The 20,062-nt window shown below is 53.8% G+C and carries 17 protein-coding genes; 10 read left to right on the top strand and 7 right to left on the bottom strand.

The genetic code is table 11. From position 1 onward, the window contains the following. The first annotated feature begins 334 nt into the window (after positions 1–334). Positions 335–1,573 carry an Nramp family divalent metal transporter gene (locus IM299_RS19260; protein WP_045631032.1) on the top strand — a complete coding sequence of 413 codons (1,239 nt, stop codon included), beginning with the start codon at positions 335–337 and terminating at the stop codon, positions 1,571–1,573. Between the two features lie 31 nt (positions 1,574–1,604). Here IM299_RS19260 and IM299_RS19255 read toward each other — a convergent pair whose 3' ends face one another. Both IM299_RS19255 and mgrA read right to left on the bottom strand, forming a co-directional pair. After that, entirely contained in the window at positions 1,605–1,943 is a 339-nt protein-coding gene (locus IM299_RS19255) for a DUF2502 domain-containing protein (RefSeq protein WP_041908820.1), read from the bottom strand. Between the two features lie 127 nt (positions 1,944–2,070). Continuing rightward, positions 2,071–3,069 carry an L-glyceraldehyde 3-phosphate reductase gene (gene mgrA / locus IM299_RS19250; RefSeq protein WP_193357958.1) on the bottom strand — a complete coding sequence of 333 codons (999 nt, stop codon included), beginning with the start codon at positions 3,067–3,069 and terminating at the stop codon, positions 2,071–2,073. A gap of 185 nt (positions 3,070–3,254) precedes the next feature. Here mgrA and ipdC point away from each other — a divergent pair, with 185 nt between their 5' ends. Further along, positions 3,255–4,913, top strand: a complete 1,659-nt coding sequence (ipdC, locus tag IM299_RS19245) for an indolepyruvate decarboxylase (RefSeq protein ID WP_028013983.1) — start codon at positions 3,255–3,257, stop codon at positions 4,911–4,913. On the opposite strand, the gene IM299_RS19240 is transcribed toward ipdC, so the two are convergent. Then, on the bottom strand, positions 4,914–6,149 hold the full coding sequence (locus IM299_RS19240; RefSeq protein ID WP_041908826.1) for an ion channel protein: 1,236 nt from the start codon (positions 6,147–6,149) through the stop codon (positions 4,914–4,916). A gap of 205 nt (positions 6,150–6,354) precedes the next feature. On the opposite strand from IM299_RS19240, the gene glk reads away from it, so the two are divergent. After that, complete coding sequence (glk, locus tag IM299_RS19235) at positions 6,355–7,320, top strand: glucokinase (RefSeq protein WP_028013981.1); 966 nt, start codon at positions 6,355–6,357, stop codon at positions 7,318–7,320. A 38-nt stretch (positions 7,321–7,358) separates the two neighbouring features. On the opposite strand, the gene IM299_RS19230 is transcribed toward glk, so the two are convergent. Both IM299_RS19230 and IM299_RS19225 read right to left on the bottom strand, forming a co-directional pair. Next, the gene (locus IM299_RS19230; RefSeq protein ID WP_028013980.1) at positions 7,359–8,090 is read right to left on the bottom strand and encodes a LytTR family DNA-binding domain-containing protein; all 732 of its coding nucleotides are present in this window, start codon (positions 8,088–8,090) and stop codon (positions 7,359–7,361) included. A 1-nt stretch (position 8,091) separates the two neighbouring features. After that, entirely contained in the window at positions 8,092–9,798 is a 1,707-nt protein-coding gene (locus IM299_RS19225; RefSeq protein ID WP_041908832.1) for a sensor histidine kinase, read from the bottom strand. Positions 9,799–10,184: 386 nt separating this feature from the next. On the opposite strand from IM299_RS19225, the gene alaC reads away from it, so the two are divergent. Then, positions 10,185–11,423: an alanine transaminase gene (gene alaC / locus IM299_RS19220; protein WP_028013978.1), complete on the top strand. Its 1,239-nt coding sequence runs from the start codon at positions 10,185–10,187 to the stop codon at positions 11,421–11,423. A 50-nt stretch (positions 11,424–11,473) separates the two neighbouring features. Here the strand turns inward: alaC and ypdK are convergent, their stop codons facing one another. Then, positions 11,474–11,545, bottom strand: a complete 72-nt coding sequence (gene ypdK, locus IM299_RS23115; protein ID WP_099458937.1) for a membrane protein YpdK — start codon at positions 11,543–11,545, stop codon at positions 11,474–11,476. 358 nt (positions 11,546–11,903) lie between these two features. Then, positions 11,904–12,824 (bottom strand): kdo(2)-lipid IV(A) palmitoleoyltransferase, encoded by a 921-nt coding sequence (gene lpxP / locus IM299_RS19210; RefSeq protein WP_028013977.1) that lies wholly within the window; start codon positions 12,822–12,824, stop codon positions 11,904–11,906. 792 nt (positions 12,825–13,616) lie between these two features. Here lpxP and tssB point away from each other — a divergent pair. Genes tssB through hcp form a run of 6 tightly spaced genes read left to right on the top strand, consistent with a single transcriptional unit; the run spans position 13,617 to position 19,935 of the window. Further along, positions 13,617–14,114, top strand: coding sequence for a type VI secretion system contractile sheath small subunit (gene tssB, locus IM299_RS19205; protein WP_041908834.1), 498 nt, complete (start codon positions 13,617–13,619; stop codon positions 14,112–14,114). Positions 14,115–14,146: 32 nt separating this feature from the next. After that, positions 14,147–15,691, top strand: coding sequence for a type VI secretion system contractile sheath large subunit (gene tssC, locus IM299_RS19200; protein ID WP_041908836.1), 1,545 nt, complete (start codon positions 14,147–14,149; stop codon positions 15,689–15,691). Positions 15,692–15,708: 17 nt separating this feature from the next. Further along, on the top strand, positions 15,709–17,049 hold the full coding sequence (gene tssK, locus IM299_RS19195) for a type VI secretion system baseplate subunit TssK (RefSeq protein ID WP_060573457.1): 1,341 nt from the start codon (positions 15,709–15,711) through the stop codon (positions 17,047–17,049). After that, positions 17,046–17,735, top strand: a complete 690-nt coding sequence (gene tssL, locus IM299_RS19190) for a type VI secretion system protein TssL, short form (RefSeq protein ID WP_041908837.1) — start codon at positions 17,046–17,048, stop codon at positions 17,733–17,735. The genes tssK and tssL overlap by 4 nt, the downstream gene beginning before the upstream one ends. Beyond that, positions 17,732–19,438 (top strand): OmpA family protein, encoded by a 1,707-nt coding sequence (locus IM299_RS19185; protein ID WP_193357957.1) that lies wholly within the window; start codon positions 17,732–17,734, stop codon positions 19,436–19,438. The genes tssL and IM299_RS19185 overlap by 4 nt, the downstream gene beginning before the upstream one ends. Before the next feature lie 5 nt (positions 19,439–19,443). After that, positions 19,444–19,935 carry a type VI secretion system effector Hcp gene (gene hcp, locus IM299_RS19180; protein ID WP_028019678.1) on the top strand — a complete coding sequence of 164 codons (492 nt, stop codon included), beginning with the start codon at positions 19,444–19,446 and terminating at the stop codon, positions 19,933–19,935. Positions 19,936–20,062 lie beyond the last annotated feature (127 nt).

The following is a 20,062-nucleotide window of genomic DNA, read 5'->3' as shown; positions in this document are numbered from 1 at the left end:
TATGAGGCAGGTTTAATTTTCGTGCACATTCTATGTAACAACCGAAAAGAAAACGAGATCAGGGACACACTATAGTTACATCCTGTGACGAGTCTCAAAATTAGTGATCCACAATACATTTTTGTTATGTTAGGTAAATGAGTGAAAAGTTAAGTTTGTGTGCTACGCTTCACAAATGACCGCGCATTTTCACATTCTGTGATGTCGCACCACCTGCCCATCTATTGTTCTTAGCTATCAGAGAAATCATTTTAAACTTTCTAAATGATCTTGATAATCATTCTCATTTTGGTAGCATTAAACATAGCAAAGGCTATATTTCCAGAGGCAGATAATGACAAACAGTCGCGTAGAGGGTAGCAGTGGTAGAGCCGCGCGCAAGTTGCGGTTCGCATTAATGGGACCTGCTTTTATTGCTGCCATCGGCTATATCGATCCGGGTAATTTTGCGACCAATATTCAGGCCGGGGCCAGTTTCGGCTATAAGCTGCTGTGGGTGGTCGTCTGGGCAAACCTGATGGCGATGCTGATTCAGATGCTCTCTGCAAAACTGGGGATTGCCACGGGTAAAAACCTGGCGGAGCAAATTCGCGACCATTATCCCCGTCCGGCGGTGTGGCTCTACTGGGTTCAGGCGGAAATTATCGCCATGGCAACCGATCTCGCTGAATTTATCGGGGCAGCGATCGGCTTTAAGCTGATTCTGGGCGTGTCGCTGTTACAGGGAGCGGTGCTGACCGGGATTGCCACATTCCTGATCCTGATGCTGCAACGTCGGGGTCAAAAACCGCTGGAGAAGGTCATTGGTGGCCTGCTGCTGTTTGTTGCTGCGGCGTACATCGTCGAGCTGATTTTCTCACAGCCGAATCTGGCGCAGCTCGCGAAAGGCATGGTGATCCCAAGCCTGCCAACCTCGGAAGCGGTTTTCCTGGCCGCCGGGGTCCTTGGGGCGACCATTATGCCGCATGTCATTTATTTGCACTCCTCGTTGACCCAGCATCTGCACGGCGGGACGCGTAAAGAACGCTACTCGGCAACCAAATGGGATGTGGCAATCGCCATGACCATCGCGGGTTTTGTGAATCTGGCGATGATGGCCACCGCAGCCGCCGCTTTCCACTTTAACGGTCATACTGGTGTCGCCGATCTCGACCAGGCTTACCTCACGCTCGAGCCGTTACTGAGCCATGCTGCTGCCACGATATTTGGTCTGAGCCTGGTTGCCGCCGGTCTCTCCTCCACGGTGGTGGGGACGCTGGCAGGACAGGTGGTGATGCAGGGATTTGTTCGCTTCCATATTCCATTGTGGGTGCGTCGTTTTATCACCATGCTTCCGTCGTTTATCGTGATTATGATGGGGCTCGATCCAACGCGAATTCTGGTGATGAGCCAGGTGTTGCTGAGCTTTGGTATTGCGCTGGCGCTGGTGCCGCTGCTGATTTTCACCAGCAATAAAACTCTGATGGGCGAACTGGTTAATACGACGCTGGTGAAACGGGCCGGGTGGGCCATCGTGGTGGTCGTCGTGGCGCTGAACTTGTGGTTGTTGGTGGGAACCGCGCTGGGTCTTTAACAAAAAAGGAGCCGCAGGGGCTCCTTTTGGATTAATGATGATGGCCGTGACCATGACCTTTGCCGCGACCCCAGCCGCGACGGTCGTCACGATCCCGCCAGCCTTCACGGTAACCGCGCTCATAGGCGTTGTCTTTATACCAGCCGCGGTGTCTGCCGTTGTCATGTTTCCACCAGCGATCGCCGCGCCACTCATAGTGACGATGCCAGTAATCACGGTCGCGCCAGTAGCCACCGTCCCAGTATCTGCCGTAGTCGTCACGATCGCCAATTTGTAATTTTACTGATGGCAACAGGGTGATTTCGCCCGCAGTGGCGACGAGCGGGGCCGAAGCCAGTAATACCGCTGCAAGAATCAGTGACCTGAACATACTCTTTCTCCTTCACGATCGGGGCCTTCGTGGGGCCTGTTAACGCAATATTACGAGTTGGTAAAGGCTCGTTTCATCGCCTCAACTCCGAATTCCCGAGGGAGAGCACTTTTTGCTAAAAGTGGTTTTATTTTGAACTGCTCAGGATCTGGTCGATTAGAGAAAGTTCTTCTGCGGTAAACTGGCGGTTTTCCAGCATACCCACGGCATCATCAATCTGAGCCGTTTTGCTGGCTCCGATCAGCACCGACGTGACCTCCTCATGGCGTAATACCCAGGCAAGCGCCATCTGCGAGAGTTTCTGGCCGCGGCTTTCTGCCAGGGCGTTTAGCTGGCGCACTTTCTCAAGCTTCTCTTCGGTGATCTGTTCCGGGTTAAGGAATTGACTGCCGCTTGCCGCACGGGAATCGGCGGGAATACCGTTAAGATACCGGTTGGTCAACTGTCCCCCTGCCAGCGGCGAGAAGGGAATACAGCCGACCCCTTTTTCCTGCAGAACATCCAGCAAACCCTCTTCCGGCGCACGTTCGAACATCGAGTATTTCGGCTGGTGGATCAGGCAGGGCGTGCCCAGGTCATTCAGGATATCAATCGCTTTTCGCGCCAGCTCGGCAGGATAGTTGGATAACCCGACATACAGGGCTTTGCCCTGGCGCACCAGATGGTCAAGCGCTTTCATGGTTTCCTGTAGCGGCGTTTCCGGGTCCGGACGGTGATGATAGAAGATATCGACATATTCCAGCCCCATGCGCTTCAGGCTTTGATCGAGGCTTGCCAGCAGATATTTACGCGATCCCCAGTCGCCGTAAGGGCCGTCCCACATGGTATATCCCGCTTTCGTGGAGACGATCAGCTCGTCGCGCCAGGGCAGGAAATCCTCCTGCAAAATACGGCCGAAATTACGCTCGGCGGACCCCGGCGGGGGACCATAGTTATTGGCAAGGTCGAAATGTGTAATACCCAGATCGAACGCGCGCTGTAAAAGTTGACGGCTATTTTCGATAAGCGTAACGTCACCAAAATTATGCCACAGCCCCAGCGAGACCGCGGGCAACCTGATTCCGCTTCGCCCACAGCGGCGATACTCCATTGTCTGATAACGATTTTTGTCCGGCTGATAACCCATTCGTATGACCTCTCGTGCTGAAGAGAAAAATCAGTGTATACGTTTACATTAACGTGAAAAAAAGCAGCATAGCTCAGCATTTTTTGTAAAGCATTCTTTCCATAGCCTTCTTATCGCCAATTCTGGACAGCCATCACGCTTATTTAATACTCAAAGTGAGGTCAACATCAGAAGGATACCTGTTTATGCGTACCCCGTACTGCGTCGCCGATTACCTGCTGGACCGTCTTACAGATTGTGGAGCCGATCATCTGTTTGGCGTGCCGGGCGACTATAACCTGCAGTTTCTCGACCACGTAATAGACAGCCCGGATATCTGCTGGGTGGGCTGTGCCAACGAGTTAAACGCCTCTTATGCCGCTGACGGATATGCCCGCTGTAAGGGCTTCGCCGCGCTGCTGACGACGTTTGGCGTCGGAGAATTAAGTGCCATGAACGGCATTGCGGGCAGCTATGCCGAGCATGTTCCGGTGCTGCATATTGTTGGCGCGCCGGGGATGGCGTCTCAGCAAAGGGGGGAACTGCTGCACCATACGCTGGGCGATGGTGAGTTCCGCCATTTTTACCATATGAGCGAGCCGATCACCGTTGCACAGGCGATCCTGACCGAACAAAACGCCTGTTATGAAATCGACCGGGTACTGACGACGATGCTCCGGGAACGTCGCCCCGGCTATTTGATGTTACCTGCCGATGTGGCAAAAAAAGCCGCTACGCCGCCTGTAAACGCTCTCACGCTCCGGCATGCCCATGCCGATAGCGCCTGCCTGAAAGCGTTCCGGGATGCTGCGGAGCGTCAACTGGCAGCGAGTAAGCGTACCGCGCTGTTAGCGGATTTTCTTGTCCTGCGCCATGGGCTGAAGCACGCGCTGCAGAAGTGGGTGAAGGATGTGCCGATGGCGCATGCCACGATGCTGATGGGCAAAGGCATTTTCGACGAACGTAACGCCGGTTTTTACGGTACCTACAGCGGTTCGGCCAGTGCCGGTCCGGTAAAAGAGGCGATAGAGGGAGCGGATACGGTGCTGTGCATCGGCACGCGTTTTACCGATACTCTGACGGCCGGGTTTACCCATCAGTTAACGCCTGCACAGACGATAGAAGTCCAGCCTCATGCCGCCCGCGTCGGCGATATCTGGTTTACCGGCATCCCGATGGCCCAGGCCATTGAAGCGCTGCTGGAGCTGTGCAAACAGCATATTCACGATAAGCCTGTTCCGGCATCGCACAGCGCGATGAATTTCCCTCAGCCGGACGGCTCGCTTACGCAGGAGAATTTCTGGCAAACGCTGCAAACGTTTATTCGCCCGGGAGACATCATCCTGGCCGATCAGGGCACCTCGGCCTTCGGCGCGATTGACCTGCGTTTGCCTGCCGACGTGAATTTTATCGTCCAGCCGCTGTGGGGCTCGATCGGCTACACCCTGGCCGCGGCGTTCGGTGCGCAAACGGCATGCCCGAACCGGCGGGTGATTGTGCTGACGGGGGATGGCGCGGCACAGCTGACCATTCAGGAGCTCGGGTCAATGTTGCGTGATAAACAACATCCCATCATTCTGGTGCTCAACAACGAAGGATACACGGTTGAAAGGGCAATTCACGGGCCGGAACAGCGTTACAATGACATTGCGCTATGGAACTGGACGCAAATCCCGCAGGCCCTGAGCCTCGATCCTCAGGCCCAGTGCTGGCAAGTCAGTGAAGCGGAGCAGCTGGCGGACGTGCTGGAAAAAGTGGCGCACCACGAGCGGCTCTCGCTAATTGAGGTGATGCTGCCAAAAGCGGATATCCCGCCGCTGCTGGGAGCGATTACCAAAGCGCTGGAAGCGCGCAATAGCGCCTGATTATTTGTCGTTTCGCCAGGCCATCATCATCGGTTTGCCCGCCAGCAGGAGCCAGGCGGGCAACATCACGATGCAGAGCAGCGGGAACAGCGTCGAATCCGGCACCACCACCGCCGCCATAAACAGGCTCAGCCATGCATCGCGCGTCACCACCAGTACCAGCCCCAGAATAGAGCAAGAAACGGTAATCGCCGCCGGAACCGCGTCGACATGCTCGTGCAGCATCAGCCCCAGCGCCACGCCGACAAACACCGCCGGGAAGATACGCCCGCCGCGGAAACCGCACGCTGCAGCAACGACAAGCGCCGCCAGCTTGATGACGGCAAACAACAGGTAATCGGACACGCTAAATACCTGGCTGAAGGCCAGCTGCTGCATCTCGTCCAGACCTTTGAACAGGGTCACCGTTCCGCCAATTGCCCCTAAAACACCGAGGATTAGCCCCCCTGTTCCCAGAATCAATACCGGATGTTTGAGTTTATGCACCAGCCGGTGCAGGCGCGGAAGACACCATACCGCTACCATGCCCAGCGCGATGGCGATCGCGACGACGATGGCGCCGCTGAATATATCTGCAATCCGCATCTCTCCGTAGTGCGGCAGAGAGAGGGAAAAATGGGGATGGAAAAACAGGCTTGTCGTCAGCGCGCCGGCAGCCGCGGCCATCAGTGGAGCGAACAGCTTATCCCAGAGTGGGACGTCGTTATCACTGGCCAACGTCTGAGAAAAGATCAGGGCAGCAGCGACAGGCGTGCCAAAAAGCGCCCCGATGGTGCCTGCGGAGGCGAGGATGGTCCAGTCCAGCGCGCCGACGCGAGGCAGAATACGTGCGCCGAGGAACACCGCCAGGCCAATATTCACCGCCATAATCGGATGCTCGGGACCCAGGCTGACGCCGCCCGCCAGGCCCACGATCAACGCGACGATCAGCCCCGGCAGTGCAGAGGGGGGAACCGGAGCGCCAATCAGAGGTTCCAGCGCCGGGTCCGGTCCGGCGTGGCCGGGACTGAAACGGATCGCCAGACCCACCGCAATACCGGTTAACGTCAGCATCAGGATGATCCACGCCGAAGAATCCGCGGTGACCCCCAGTTTTGCCGGAAGCGCTGTCCATAAGAGAGTTTGCAGCACCGACGCGATTTTCATCACGACGATAAGGACCAGGCTTGAGGCCACGCCAATGATCAGCGCCGGAATTGCCAGCAACAGCATGGTTCTGGCTCGCGGGTGGAGCATGATGATTTCCTTGTACAAAATGCAATGACGTTACTTTGCACATTAAGCCTTATGGCAATAGTGCAAAAGGTGCTGAAACGGTAAAGTTATTCTGTGACGAAGATCGATAATCCATGGGCATTCACCTTCCGGTCGTTGTTGTTATCACGCCTTGAATTTACAGTGTCCCAAAGATTTATTCTGACTTTAGCGGAGCAGTAGAAGAATGACAAAGTATGCTTTGGTAGGTGATGTGGGCGGCACGAACGCGCGCCTCGCATTATGCGATGTAAGTAGCGGTGAAATTTCCCGGGCGAAAACCTATTCCGGGCTGGATTATCCAAGCCTTGAGGCCGTTGTTCGCGTCTATCTGGAAGAGCATCAGGTGAGCGTCGAGGACGGCTGCATCGCCATTGCCTGTCCGATAACCGGCGACTGGGTCGCCATGACCAACCATACCTGGGCATTCTCCATCGCAGAGATGAAAAAGAATCTCGGTTTTGCGCATCTGGAAATCATCAATGACTTCACCGCGGTGTCCATGGCGATCCCGATGCTGAAGCCGGAACACCTGATTCAGTTTGGCGGCGCTGAACCGGTCGAGGGCAAGCCGATTGCGGTTTACGGCGCCGGTACCGGCCTGGGCGTGTCGCACCTGGTGCATGTTGCTCAGCGCTGGGTGAGCCTGCCGGGTGAAGGCGGCCATGTGGACTTTGCGCCAAACAGCGAAGAAGAGGGCATTATCCTTGAAGAGTTGCGCGCGGAGATCGGCCACGTTTCCGCCGAGCGCGTCCTGTCAGGGCCGGGGCTGGTGAACCTGTATCGTGCGATTGTGAAATCGGACGGTCGTCTGCCGGAAAACCTGCAGCCGAAAGACGTCACTGAACGCGCGCTGGCGGACAGCTGCATCGACTGCCGTCGCGCTCTTTCGCTGTTCTGCGTCATTATGGGACGGTTCGGCGGCAACCTGGCGCTGACGCTGGGCACCTTTGGCGGGGTCTATATTGCGGGCGGGATCGTGCCGCGCTTCCTCGACTTCTTTAAAGCCTCCGGTTTCCGCGGTGGGTTTGAAGATAAAGGGCGTTTCAGAAGCTACGTACAGGACATTCCCGTTTATCTCATCGTGCATGATAACCCAGGCCTGCTGGGTTCGGGTGCCCATCTGCGTCAGGTTCTCGGCCAAATCCTCTGATGCCTCATTACCCTCTCCCGCGGGAGAGGGCTCTTTCGTTACAGGTGCATCAGCTGGCGGAACTCTTTCACTTTGCTGCGGCTCACCGGCACCTGAAAATCCAAATCCTTCAGGCGCAAAATATAGGTGTTGTTAAACCACGGTTCGATCTCGCGGATCTTATTTAAATTGACGCAAAACGAACGGTGGCAGCGGAAAAAGTGGGCTGCCGGAAGCTTGCTGCAGAATTCAGTAATGTTCATCGCCATGACATACGATTCCCGCCGCGTATAGACAAACGTCATCTTTTCGTGCGCTTCGGCGTAGTAGATATCGTTGACCGGGGTCACGATGATGCGCTCATCTTTGACCAGATTGATGGTGTCGTTTTCCCGTATCGTCGGGCTGGCGGTAGCCGGAGCGCTCTGTTGCTGCCATGCAGCCTCCAGCTTTTGCAGCATGCTGACAATTCGCGACTCCTGGTAAGGCTTCAGAATATAGTCAAATGCCTCCAGCTCGAAGGCTTCTACGGCATGCTCTTTCCATGCGGTAACGAACACAATAAACGGCTTATGGGCAAACTGATTGATATTTTGCGCCAGCAGCACGCCGTCCAGCGAGGGAATATTGATATCCAGAAAAATCGCGTCAACCCGGTTATGCTGCAGAAACTTCAGCACGTCCAGACCATCATCAAACGTACCCACAATCTCCATCTGGCTGTGGGTTTTGATAAGCCAGGTTAGTTCCTGTTGAGCCAGGAATTCATCTTCAACGATGATGACTTTCATATTACTCACCCTGAGGTAATAAAGATGTCGCCGCATGAACAGGGGAGCGCTCATTCGGGACGTAAAAAGCGATTTCAGTGCCTGGTTCAAGACGATGAATATGCAGCCCGTCGCCGTAGAGAAGCTTGACTCTGTGGTGCACGTTCAGCAGCCCGATTTTATTCCCGGGCATCTCGTTAGACTCCACGCGCTCAATGACTTTTGGGTCAATCCCGTGGCCGGTATCGCGTACCGCAATTCGCACCCGGTTGCCGCTTTCGGTGATGCTGATGGTGACCACACCTTTGCCTTTACAGGGCTGAATACCGTGAACAATCGCGTTTTCAACCAGCGGCTGGATCAGCAGGCTCGGGATCACGCAGTTGACCTCTTCATCAATATCGTAAATCACCGTGAGCTTGTCGCCAAAGCGCGCCTGCTCAATCGCGATATAGTCTTTGATCTGATAAAGCTCTTTTTTAATGTCGATCTGCTCGTCATCTTTCAGTTCGATGTTGTAGCGCAGATAGCGCGACAGGTTAAAAATCAGCTGGCGCGCGGTGTCCGGATTCAAACGAATGGAAGAGGAGATAGCGTTGAGCGCGTTAAACAGGAAATGGGGATTAATTTTGCTCTGCAGCGCGCGCAGCTCTGCCTTATTTGCCATCTCACGCAGCTGTTCTGCCCGGGAGACCTCAAGCTGAGTAGAGATAATCTGCGACAGGCCAATGGCCATCTCCTGAAGCGTGGAGGTGATCTGATGCGCGTGGCAGTAATAAATTTTCAGCGTGCCCGTCACAACGCCTTTTTCCCATAGCGGGATCACCAGCATCGAGTGAATTTCCGGCGTTCGGTGAGCTTCATCATTGTTTTTAATGATGATTTTTCCGTAGTTAATCGCCTGTCTGGTGGTCGGACTAATGGTATCATCACTGTCGCGATAGTTGTGTTCTCCAACGCCTACGTAGGCCAGCACGTGGTCGATATTGGTGATGGCGACGGCGTCAGCGTGAATGTCGTGGCGGATAATCTCGCAGACCTGGCGCAGCGACTCCGCGTTAACGTGGCGAAAGAGCGGCAGCGTTTTGTTGGCAATATCCAGCGCCAGCTTGGCCTGACGGGCGGCGCTGGCCTCTTTTTCCCCTTCAACGCTCTGTACCAGCAGCACGATAAAACCGATGCAGACGCTGCCCAGGATCATAGGAATACCGATTTTCGAGACGATATCCAGCCCCAGCGCGGTGGTGGGGGCCCAGACGACGACAAGGATCATGGTCAGCGTTTCGCACACCATGCCCGCAGCAATCCCGGCGCGCCAGCGCTGTTTTTTGGGGATCTTGCGGCCGATCCAGCCGGAAAGCACCCCGGCGATAATGCTGGTGATAAAGCATGGCACTGCCGTTACGCCACCGATATCAATCAAGTAGCGATGGGTCCCGGCAATCACGCCGGTGATGACACCCACCCACGGGCCAAACAAAATTCCGCCGGACATGACGGCGATAATGCGCACGTTAACCAGCGAACCCTCTACCGGCACCCCGGACCAGGTGCTGAACAGTGCGAACAGGGAAAAGATGGCGGTAACGGCCAGCAGCTCTTTCGGCGAGTGTGCGGATTTATGCAAAAGCTCGCGAAACAGGCGAATGCGAATCAGGAAGAACAGGCAAATTAGCATTAATGCCGCACGGTCAAAAACCGCCAGCAGCATAGTGAATATCTCGTGCACGGAGCAGACCTGGGCAAACGGGAAAGGACCATGATAAAAAACCTGGGGCGTATTGACCAGCTATCCGTCGGGTTTATCAAATGAGGAAAAACCATATTTTACAAAGGGGATTGTCAGATGAGGATTGATGCTACCCGATTTTTTCTCAGCGCCAAATCACCAGGTAACTGTTTTGATATCATTGTGTTAAATAACGGCTAACGGAAAGCCAATATCAGAACCCTGCTTTCACTTTCATGTATTGCAGTGTTCCGGTTTTCACGCGGGCGCTTTTTTTTCATTTCCCTCTCGACAGGGTGATTTTTTTCAGGTTATTTTCTAAGCACGCCACATCGGTGGCAGCGTCGCTCGGACGGTCCGGGCGCTAACGTTAATCTGAGGAATCTATGGCTGAATTCAGTCCTGAACGCCGTTTTACGCGTATCGATCGTCTCCCCCCTTATGTTTTCAATATCACTGCTGAACTGAAGATGGCTGCGCGTCGGCGCGGCGAAGATATTATCGATTTCAGCATGGGTAACCCTGACGGCCCAACGCCACCGCATATCGTTGAAAAGCTCTGCACGGTTGCCCAGCGCCCGGATACGCACGGCTACTCAACCTCGCGCGGTATTCCCAGGTTACGTCGCGCGATCTCGCGCTGGTATCAGGATCGTTATCAGGTTGATATCGATCCTGAAAGTGAGGCGATTGTCACCATCGGCTCGAAAGAAGGGCTTGCACATCTGATGCTGGCCACGCTGGATCACGGTGATACGGTGCTGGTACCCAATCCAAGTTACCCAATCCATATCTACGGCGCGGTGATTGCCGGGGCGCAGGTGCGCTCTGTTCCGCTGGTGGAAGGTGTCGATTTCTTTAACGAACTGGAACGTGCCATTCGCGAAAGCTACCCGAAACCCAAGATGATGATCCTCGGTTTCCCGTCGAACCCAACGGCCCAGTGCGTGGAGCTTGATTTCTTCGAGAAAGTTGTCGCTCTGGCCAAGCGTTATGACGTGCTGGTGGTTCATGATTTAGCCTACGCCGATATCGTCTATGACGGCTGGAAAGCCCCGTCGATAATGCAGGTTCCTGGCGCGCGTGACGTGGCGGTGGAGTTCTTTACCCTGTCGAAAAGCTACAACATGGCGGGCTGGCGTATTGGCTTTATGGTGGGTAACAAAACGCTGGTAAGTGCACTGGCGCGTATCAAGAGTTACCACGATTACGGTACCTTCACGCCGCTGCAGGTTGCCGCTATTGCCGCTCTGGAGGGCGATCAGCAGTGCGTTCACGACATTGCTGCTCAGTATAAACGTCGCCGCGACGTACTCGTAAAAGGGTTACATGAGGCTGGCTGGATGGTGGAGATGCCGAAAGCGTCCATGTATGTCTGGGCGAAAATTCCGGAACCGTACGCAGCGATGGGTTCGCTGGAGTTTGCTAAAAAGCTGCTGCAGGACGCGAAGGTGTGTGTGTCCCCGGGTATCGGCTTTGGTGATTATGGCGACACCCACGTGCGCTTTGCTTTAATCGAAAACAGCGACCGTATTCGTCAGGCGGTGAGGGGCATCAAGAGTATGTTCCGGGCCGATGGCCTGCTCTCAGCAAAGAGCGTTGCTGAAAACCCCGTGTCCTCATGACAAAAAAACAGGAGCCAAATGGCTCCTGTTTTTTTGACTGCATGTTCTCACTAGATCATCAGGGCAAAGGTTCCGGCCCAGACTAAAACGATCACCGAAATGCCCATAAAGAAATATTTCACGTTTCATCGCTCCGCGTATCTTGTGGTACGCATTTAAAAACAGAGTCCAACTGATTATAGAGAACTGAAATCCCGGCTAAACAGAAATGAGAATTTTCCCGTTACGCCGATGACTCCCGCTCAGAATTCTGTGCTTTCCTGGTGCCAGACGGCGCTAATGTACGCTTAAAAATGAGGGGTGACAAGAGGGATTTTTTTAAATAATTTCCGCCACTTACGAGTGTCGTGGAACGGCGACAGTTTGATTTCACAGCGCAATAAATTCACTTTGGGCGACGCCATCAAAGACGGTTTTGCAGTGAGATGACAGGTGATTGAAAAGGCTAGTTTCTTAGCGAAACTAACCTTCATGCAGGGCTTAAATATAGAGGGAGGCTTCGCCAAGAGGACGCGTTTTGAAACGGCGATGCATCCAGAGATATTGCTCCGGTGCGCGCATGATTTCAGTTTCGATGACCTTATTGATAAACGCTGCCGCTTCACACTCGTTTTCCGGATAGTTAGCCATTTCCGGAGAGATGTGCAGACGGTAGCCTGACTTATCCGCTTTTCTCACCATCGTCACGGTCAGCATGGAGGCACCTGACAAACGCGAAATGACGAAAGTCCCGTTGGTCGTCGCTACATCCTTCACGGCAAAGAAGGGGGCAAAGCTGCTGCCTTTGCGTCCGTAATCCTGGTCAGGAGCGAACCAGACGGCCTCACCTTTCTTCAGGGCGCCAACCATACCGCGCAGGTTGTTACGGCTGATCATCGCTTTATTGGAGCGCATGCGGCCTCGCGTCTGAACCCACTCCATCAGTGCACTGTTGTGCGGTCTGTAGGTTGCCATCATTGGCTGACAAAGGCCCATCACGCGCCCGCCAAGCTCCAGCGACATAAAGTGCACGCCAACAACCATCACGCCGCGTTTTTGCAGCTGAGCGCGTTTAAGGTTGTCCAGTCCTTCTACATCAAACCATTTACGGACGCGTTCATCCGGCCAGAACCAGGCCATGCCGGTTTCAAGCAGCGCCATGCCGATGGATTTAAAGTTTTCAGAGATCAGTTTTTCGCGCTCTTCAGCATTGTACTGAGGAAAGCAAAGCTCGATGTTTTTACGCGCGATAGATTCGCGACGCTTCAGGAAATAGCGGGATGCGCTGCCCAGTTTCGACCCCAGCATACGCAGCACAGGGTAGGGGAGTTGTACCAGCAGCCAGAGAACGCCAAGACCAAACCATGTAAACCAGTAACGCGGGTGTAAAAACGCGCGTTGAAATTTGGATTGAGACAAAATAGAGAAACCTATGTAGAGCCGGTGAAAGTAACGCTTAGTGCGATACCACGTGCCTATTAGACCGTAGTACAAGGTCATGGTTGCAGGCTTTACCGATCTTTACGGCGTTACCTGGCCATAGCTGACGTTGGGTGGGCGGTATAATGTAACACCGTTATACGATATGTGCTATTACTCGTTTTTGATTAAAAAAGCGACGATCCAGAAGGTGTTTGATTTTACAGATTTTATAAACAGCCGCATTGAGAGCATCCCTCCTTCTTGGGCGGCGAGCAGAAGCCTCTGTGCAAGGATAAAGTCAATTCACGAACAAGCACGGTATTAATGATTGACGACTCGTTAAGTATCCGGAAATGAATTTTTTACTACATATAATAAATAAGAATTTTCATAAGGAAAAATCTTATTTATTATTCATGCCATCAATAAAATATTCACTTTTCATAATTTTTCGTTTCTTCTTTTTTTGTGTTCCTCAATAGCTTCTTTCAGTTAATTCATGCTTTTTTGACAAAGTGTCGTGATGCAAATCAAAATAAGTTGTTTTTATTTGTATCTCACTGGTTGCGATCCTTTTAACGATATAAATATTTGGTTTGCGCGAAAAGAGTAGTTTCTTTTTCTGCCTTGGCAGGGCATTACACAATAATAGTTTAGCAGAAAATTCTTAAGAAATTTCTCATTGCGGGTTAATGATCTGCGTATTTGATTTTGTGTCGATCATTATTCTATGATTGCGCATCAACGCGATACCGTGAAGTTGGCATAGCAAAACCAAAGAGGGATGATGAGATGGCTGACAGTTTTCAGAATGAAGTGCCTAAGGCACGTATTAACCTAAAGCTTGACCTGCATACTGGCGGAGCAAGCAAGAAAATGGAATTACCATTGAAATTGCTTGTTGCGGGTGATTTTAGTAATGGGCAGGACACAGCGCCAATATTTGAGCGCGAAAAGGTTAATATCACGAAGAACAATTTTGATAGCGTTCTTTCCGAATATTCCCCAAAAGTTAATCTGACCGTTAAAAATACGCTGGCTGATGATGGCGGTGAGGACAACATTCAGCTGACTTTCCAGAGCATGAAAGATTTCACGCCAGAGCAGGTGGCTGCTCAGATACCGCAACTGAAGGCGATGCTGGCGATGCGCAACTTGCTCCGTGATTTGAAAGCCAACCTTTTGGACAACCAGACTTTCCGAAAAGAGCTGGAAAAAATCGTTCTTGACCAGTCGCTTAGCGCTGAGTTGCGAAATGAATTATCCGCACTGGCGTCAAAAAAATCCTAACCATCAGGCTGTTTTAACGGATTAATCAAGGAATGCTCATGTCTGTACAAAATAATATTACTGGCGGTGAAAGCGTGGTGCTGGAGCGCCCAGCAGCGGGTGGGGTTTACGCTTCCCTGTTTGAGAAAATCAATCTGAGCCCGGTCTCTGAGCTGAGCGCGCTGGATATCTGGCAAGATGCGCAGGCGATGTCGGATGCCACCGCCGATGAACGTCTGACTGCAGGTATGCAGGTCTTTCTGGAGTGTCTGACCAAAGCAGGCTCGAAAGTCGAAAAACTGGATAAAAGCCTGATTGATCACCACATCGCTGAGCTCGATTTTCAGATCAGCCGCCAGCTGGACGCTGTAATGCACCATGATGAATTTCAGGCGGTTGAGAGCCTGTGGCGTGGGGTGAAGTCGCTGGTGGATAAAACCGATTTTCGCCAGAACGTGAAAATTGAGCTTCTGAGTATGTCTAAAGAAGACCTGCGCCAGGACTTTGAAGACTGTCCGGAGGTGATCCAGAGTGGTCTTTATAAACACACCTACATCGACGAATATGATACCCCGGGCGGCGAGCCGATTGCGGCGCTGATTTCCGCTTACGAGTTCGACGCTTCAGCGCAGGATGTCGCTCTGCTGCGCAATATCTCTAAAGTCTCTGCTGCGGCACATATGCCATTTATCGGCTCGGCAGGCCCGAAATTCTTCCTCAAGGATTCAATGGAAGACGTTGCTGCGATTAAAGATATTGGTAACTATTTTGACCGCGCCGAGTACATCAAGTGGAAATCGTTCCGCGATACGGACGACGCGCGCTACATCGGTCTGGTGATGCCCCGCGTACTGGGACGTTTGCCGTATGGCCCGGATACCGTTCCGGTTCGTAGCTTCAATTATGTCGAAGAAGTCAAAGGTCCGGATCACGACAAATACCTGTGGACCAACGCATCGTTTGCTTTTGCGTCCAACATGGTGCGCAGCTTTATCAATAATGGCTGGTGTGTACAGATCCGTGGGCCACAGGCTGGTGGTGCGGTTCAGGACCTGCCTATCCATCTGTACGATCTCGGTACCGGCAATCAGGTAAAAATCCCGAGCGAAGTGATGATTCCTGAAACCCGTGAATTCGAATTTGCGAATCTGGGCTTCATTCCTTTGTCCTATTACAAAAACCGCGACTACGCCTGCTTCTTCTCGGCTAACTCCACGCAGAAACCGGCGCTCTATGACACCGCAGATGCAACGGCGAACAGCCGCATCAATGCGCGTCTTCCGTACATCTTCCTGCTGTCGCGTATCGCCCACTACCTGAAGCTGATTCAGCGCGAAAACATTGGCACCACTAAGGATCGCCGACTTCTGGAGCTGGAGCTGAACACCTGGGTCCGCAGTCTGGTGACCGAAATGACCGATCCGGGCGATGAACTTCAGGCGTCTCACCCACTGCGTGACGCGAAAGTAGTGGTAGAAGATATTGAGGACAACCCGGGCTTCTTCCGCGTGAAATTGTACGCTATCCCGCACTTCCAGGTGGAAGGGATGGACGTCAATTTGTCGCTTGTTTCACAGATGCCGAAAGCGAAAGCGTAAAAACAGGCAGGAAGCCGATGAAAACGGAACAACCGTTATGGGGTAGGGGCATTATGGTCTCTCCCCAGCATTTTCAGCAACAGGTCGCGTATGCGGCCTGGTCTGCCGAATGTATTGCCCGGCTGGGACTCATCTCACCCTGGGGGGTCATTGACGCCACTTTCGAACCGGAATCTCTCAAGCTTGGATGTCTCCAGGCCCGTCATCTGCATGTCCGTTTTCAGGACGGAACGCTGATTGATACAGACAATGCAGATTCTCTGCCGCCTGTGTTGTCGCTTGAAAGTGAATCGCAGGAGGTGACGGTGATGCTGGCGCTTCCGCTACTGCGGGCGAATGGCGGTAACTGCCTTAAACCCGATGAAGTGGCCGAGCGCCCGGTGCGTTATCGCCAGCGCTGGCGGGATGTGCGCAATGCATTTGGGGAAGACACCCGTCAGATTGCGGTGATGCAACCGGAACTGACGCTGCGTTTTGACCATCAGAACAACAGTGATTATCTGACTTGTCCGGTCGCCCGCCTGCAGCAAGATTCGCAGGGGTTATGGCAATTAGATGAGACGTTTCTTCCTCCGCTGTTGACCATTCAGGGCAGCCCCTGGTTGGTAACCCAACTGGAACAGCTCATGACCCAGCTACGGGCTCGACTCTGTCGTCTGATGGCAATGCGGCGCGAAAGCAATGAGCGTATGGCTGACTTTGCCGTGGCTGATGTCTCTCTGTTCTGGCTGCTCAACGCGCTGAATAGCGCTGAGCCCGTACTGGGTCAGTTCCAGCGTAATCTGCAAAGCCCGCCGGAACGTCTGTATCCGGAGCTTTCTCGCCTGGCGGGGAGCTTGCTGACATTTTCTCTGGAGCACCAGGTGAACGCTATTCCGGTCTGGCATCATGAGCAACTCAACGCGGTATTTCCGCCGTTGTTTGATTTACTTAGCGATCTGCTTGAAGCCAGTCTGCCGTCCCGCGTGGTGGCTCTGACGCTCGACTATGACCCACGACTGCACTTCTGGCAGGCTCGCCTGCATGACCCGCGTCTGCGCGAAGGAGCGGATTACTATCTTTCTGTACGGTCGCCGATACCGGTGGCGCAGTTGCAGGAACAGTTCCCGCGCCAGTGTAAGGTGGGCAGTCCTGACCATGTGCGTGGGATCGTCAACTCATCCCGCGTGGGTGTACCGCTGATGCCGCTGCGTCATGTGCCAGCCGCCATTCCGTTGCGCCTGGAAAATCAGTATTTCAGTCTCGACCTCTCGCATCCTTTGGCGGCCGAAATGCTCCAGAGCGGGACATGCATGTTTTACGTCCCGGGCATGCTTGGTGAGCCTGAACTTGAACTCTTTGCGGTACTGAGAACATGAGTGAGCGTAAACGCGGCATTGCCGTGCCTGTTGATATTGACGCACTGCTGCAGGATACCTGGCTTCAGGTCATCAGCCTTCGCCATGGCCCGCTGTTTCAGGAAGGTGAAGGTCGGGTCTTATGGGAACGCTGTATCGCTGATGTAGAGCGCGTTCAGCGTGAACTAAAAGCGAGTGAGCTCGATGAAGCCAGCTGTAGGCATATCCTCACTGCACAATGTGCATTGCTTGATGAAGCGGTAAAAGGCCGCGGTGTAGAGGATGATGCCTGTGTGCAGTGGTATGACATTCCTTTGCAGGGACACTTCCTCGGCACGATGGATGCCGGTGACACCTTGTGTGACAGGATGCGCGATGTGCTGCGTGAACCTGCACCAGACAATGCCGTACTGACCTGCTTTCAGCGGGTAATGATGCTCGGTTTTCTGGGTAGTTACCGCTCGCTAAGCGATCCTGAGCGTCAGAAGCTGGTCAGCGCCCTCAATGAACGTGTTACGCCGTTCAGCTATCCGCAGACTCACCCTGTTCTGGCAGAGAGTCGCACCGGACGGGGGACGGGAGGCTGGCTGGCGTCATGGCCCGCTCGTATCGGCCTGAGCGTGATTGTTCTTGCCGCGCTCTGGTGGGGACTGGATCAATGGCTCGATCAGATGCTGCTGACCCTGTTGCCGGGAGTCATAAAATGAGTCCTGTACAACAGCGCGGGCTTGCGCTGTGGGCCGCCCTGCTGAGTGCTGTGGTATGCCTGGCTTTTTTGCCGTTATCCCGGCTGGCTTCAGTGCTCGTTCTGCTGGCGATGATCGGGGTTATCGTCGCGTTCTGGTATATCGCCAAACCTCGTGCGGAGCATGACGCCAGCCTGCGTCTGGATGACCTTCCTGAAACCACTTACCGTCAACCTGTGGTGCTGGTTTGTGGTGATATGCCTCTGACCTGGCCGCAACAGTCACCGGTACTGACCGTCACGCAGGGATGCTGGATCCGCGTTGAGGATCATCAGGATCTGGAGCAGGTTGCCCGTCAGGTACTGTTGCAGCGCCCGGACTGGGGGCGTCAGCTGTCGGTGATGGTCAGTGTCTGTCCGCAGAAACACGTCGACAGCGAAGCCCTGACAAGTCGTCTGTTGGCTTTGCGCTGGCAAATTAGTCAGTTGCGTAAAGAAACGGGACATTCTGTGCCATTGATTCTGAATGGTCAGATAGGCAGTGCGATGACGGATGACATGCTCTGGCAGGCCGCTATTCCGGGTGAAGGGTGGACTGTCTGGCGTGAGTCGAATGCGCCTTGTTCAATTGCCGCATGGGTCACCACCGGCGGTGCGCCTGTGATGCAGCAGCAGGTGCTGATGAATAGCCTGATGAGTTGGTTCCATCAGCATGTCCAGGCGGTATTCATCGATGATAATCCTGATGTTCCGGCCATTGCACCTGCAGCAATGCTGTGGGGAATGGGGCCGATTCTTGCCGGAAGCCTTGCGTCATCGGCCTGGACGGCGTGGTTGTCGCGTCATACCGCCATGCAGCAGGTGTCTGGCTGGCACCCGGTGGGAACGGACAGTACGGTGATCTCCCCACTTCCGGATTTCATCCTGCCACAGCTACCGGAAGGGGGAGGACTCACTCCCCGTGCCCGGACCTGGCGCTGCGTCCTTGGCATTTTCACCCTGGCTGCTATTACCGCGCTGCTTTGTAGTGGCTGGAATAATCGCCAGCTATTGCATCGCGTGAGCTTCGATATTATCCGTTACGATCGCATTTCTATGGATGACTACGGTCCGAAAGCCGACGCCGTTGCCGTCCTGCAAAAGGATGCGGCATTGCTGGATGACCAGGCGCGTAACGGCGTACCGGCCCGATTAGGCCTGGGGCTTTATCAGGGGGAGCGACTCCGGATGCCGGTGCTGGAGGCCATCCGTTCGTATGTTCCTCCGCCCCCCAAACCTCAGCCGCAGCCCAAACCAGTACCGAAAATTGTGCGCCTCGACAGCATGTCGCTGTTCGATACCGGCAGATACGACCTTAAACCCGGTTCGACGAAGCTGCTGGTCAATTCCCTGGTCGGTATCAAAGCAAAACCGGGCTGGCTGATTGTTGTGTCAGGGCATACCGATAACACCGGCAATCCACAATTGAACCAGACGCTGTCCCTGAAACGTGCCGAAGCGGTACGCAACTGGATGCGTGACACCGGCGACGTGCCGGAAAGCTGTTTTGCGGTACAGGGCTATGGCGAAAGCCGTCCTGCCGCAACCAACGACACTCCGGAAGGGCGGGCGCTCAACCGTCGTGTCGAAATCAGTCTGGTACCGCAGGCCAATGCCTGTCAGATACCCGGCAAACACCCGGCGTCATCGCAGGATGATGGCGTCTCAGAAAATAAAACGGAGTAATTAACATGGCAATTCCTGTTTATCTTTGGCTGAAGGACGACGGCGGCGCGGACATTAAAGGGTCTGTGGACGTTCAGGATCGTGAAGGCAGCATCGAAGTGGTGGCACAGCAGCACAACCTGTACATCCCGACCGATAACAACACCGGCAAGCTGACCGGGACCCGTATCCACACCCCGTTCCTGTTCACTAAGGAAATCGACTCCTCCAGCCCGTACCTGTACAAGGCGGTGACCACGGGTCAGACCCTGAAATCCGCTGAGTTCAAGTGGTACAAAATCAACGATGCGGGCCAGGAAGTGGAGTACTTCAACACCAAACTTGAGAACGTCAAAGTGGTGAAAGTGAACCCGGTGATGCACGACATCAAGGATCCTTCTTTCGAGAAGCATAACCACCTTGAGCAGATCGAGCTGCGTTACGAAAAAATCACCTGGACCTACAAAGACGGCAACATCATTCATTCCGATTCCTGGAACGAACGCGCCACCGCGTAATCCTGATGCGGGCAGGTTTTTCCTACCCGCAGTTTTTTGCTGAGCGCCTGAGACGCGGGCGCTCAGCAAAGAAAACACAACCTGCCTGCCTGACCTTATGCGCTTTGGTGAACAGCGAGGGGCGGTA

The organism is Enterobacter cloacae complex sp. P47BA, assembly GCF_014930485.1.
In the GTDB taxonomy this organism is placed as follows: domain Bacteria; phylum Pseudomonadota; class Gammaproteobacteria; order Enterobacterales; family Enterobacteriaceae; genus Enterobacter; species Enterobacter bugandensis.
The sequence above is the reverse complement of the archived record's forward strand: the minus strand, read 5'-3'. Positions and strand labels throughout refer to the sequence as shown.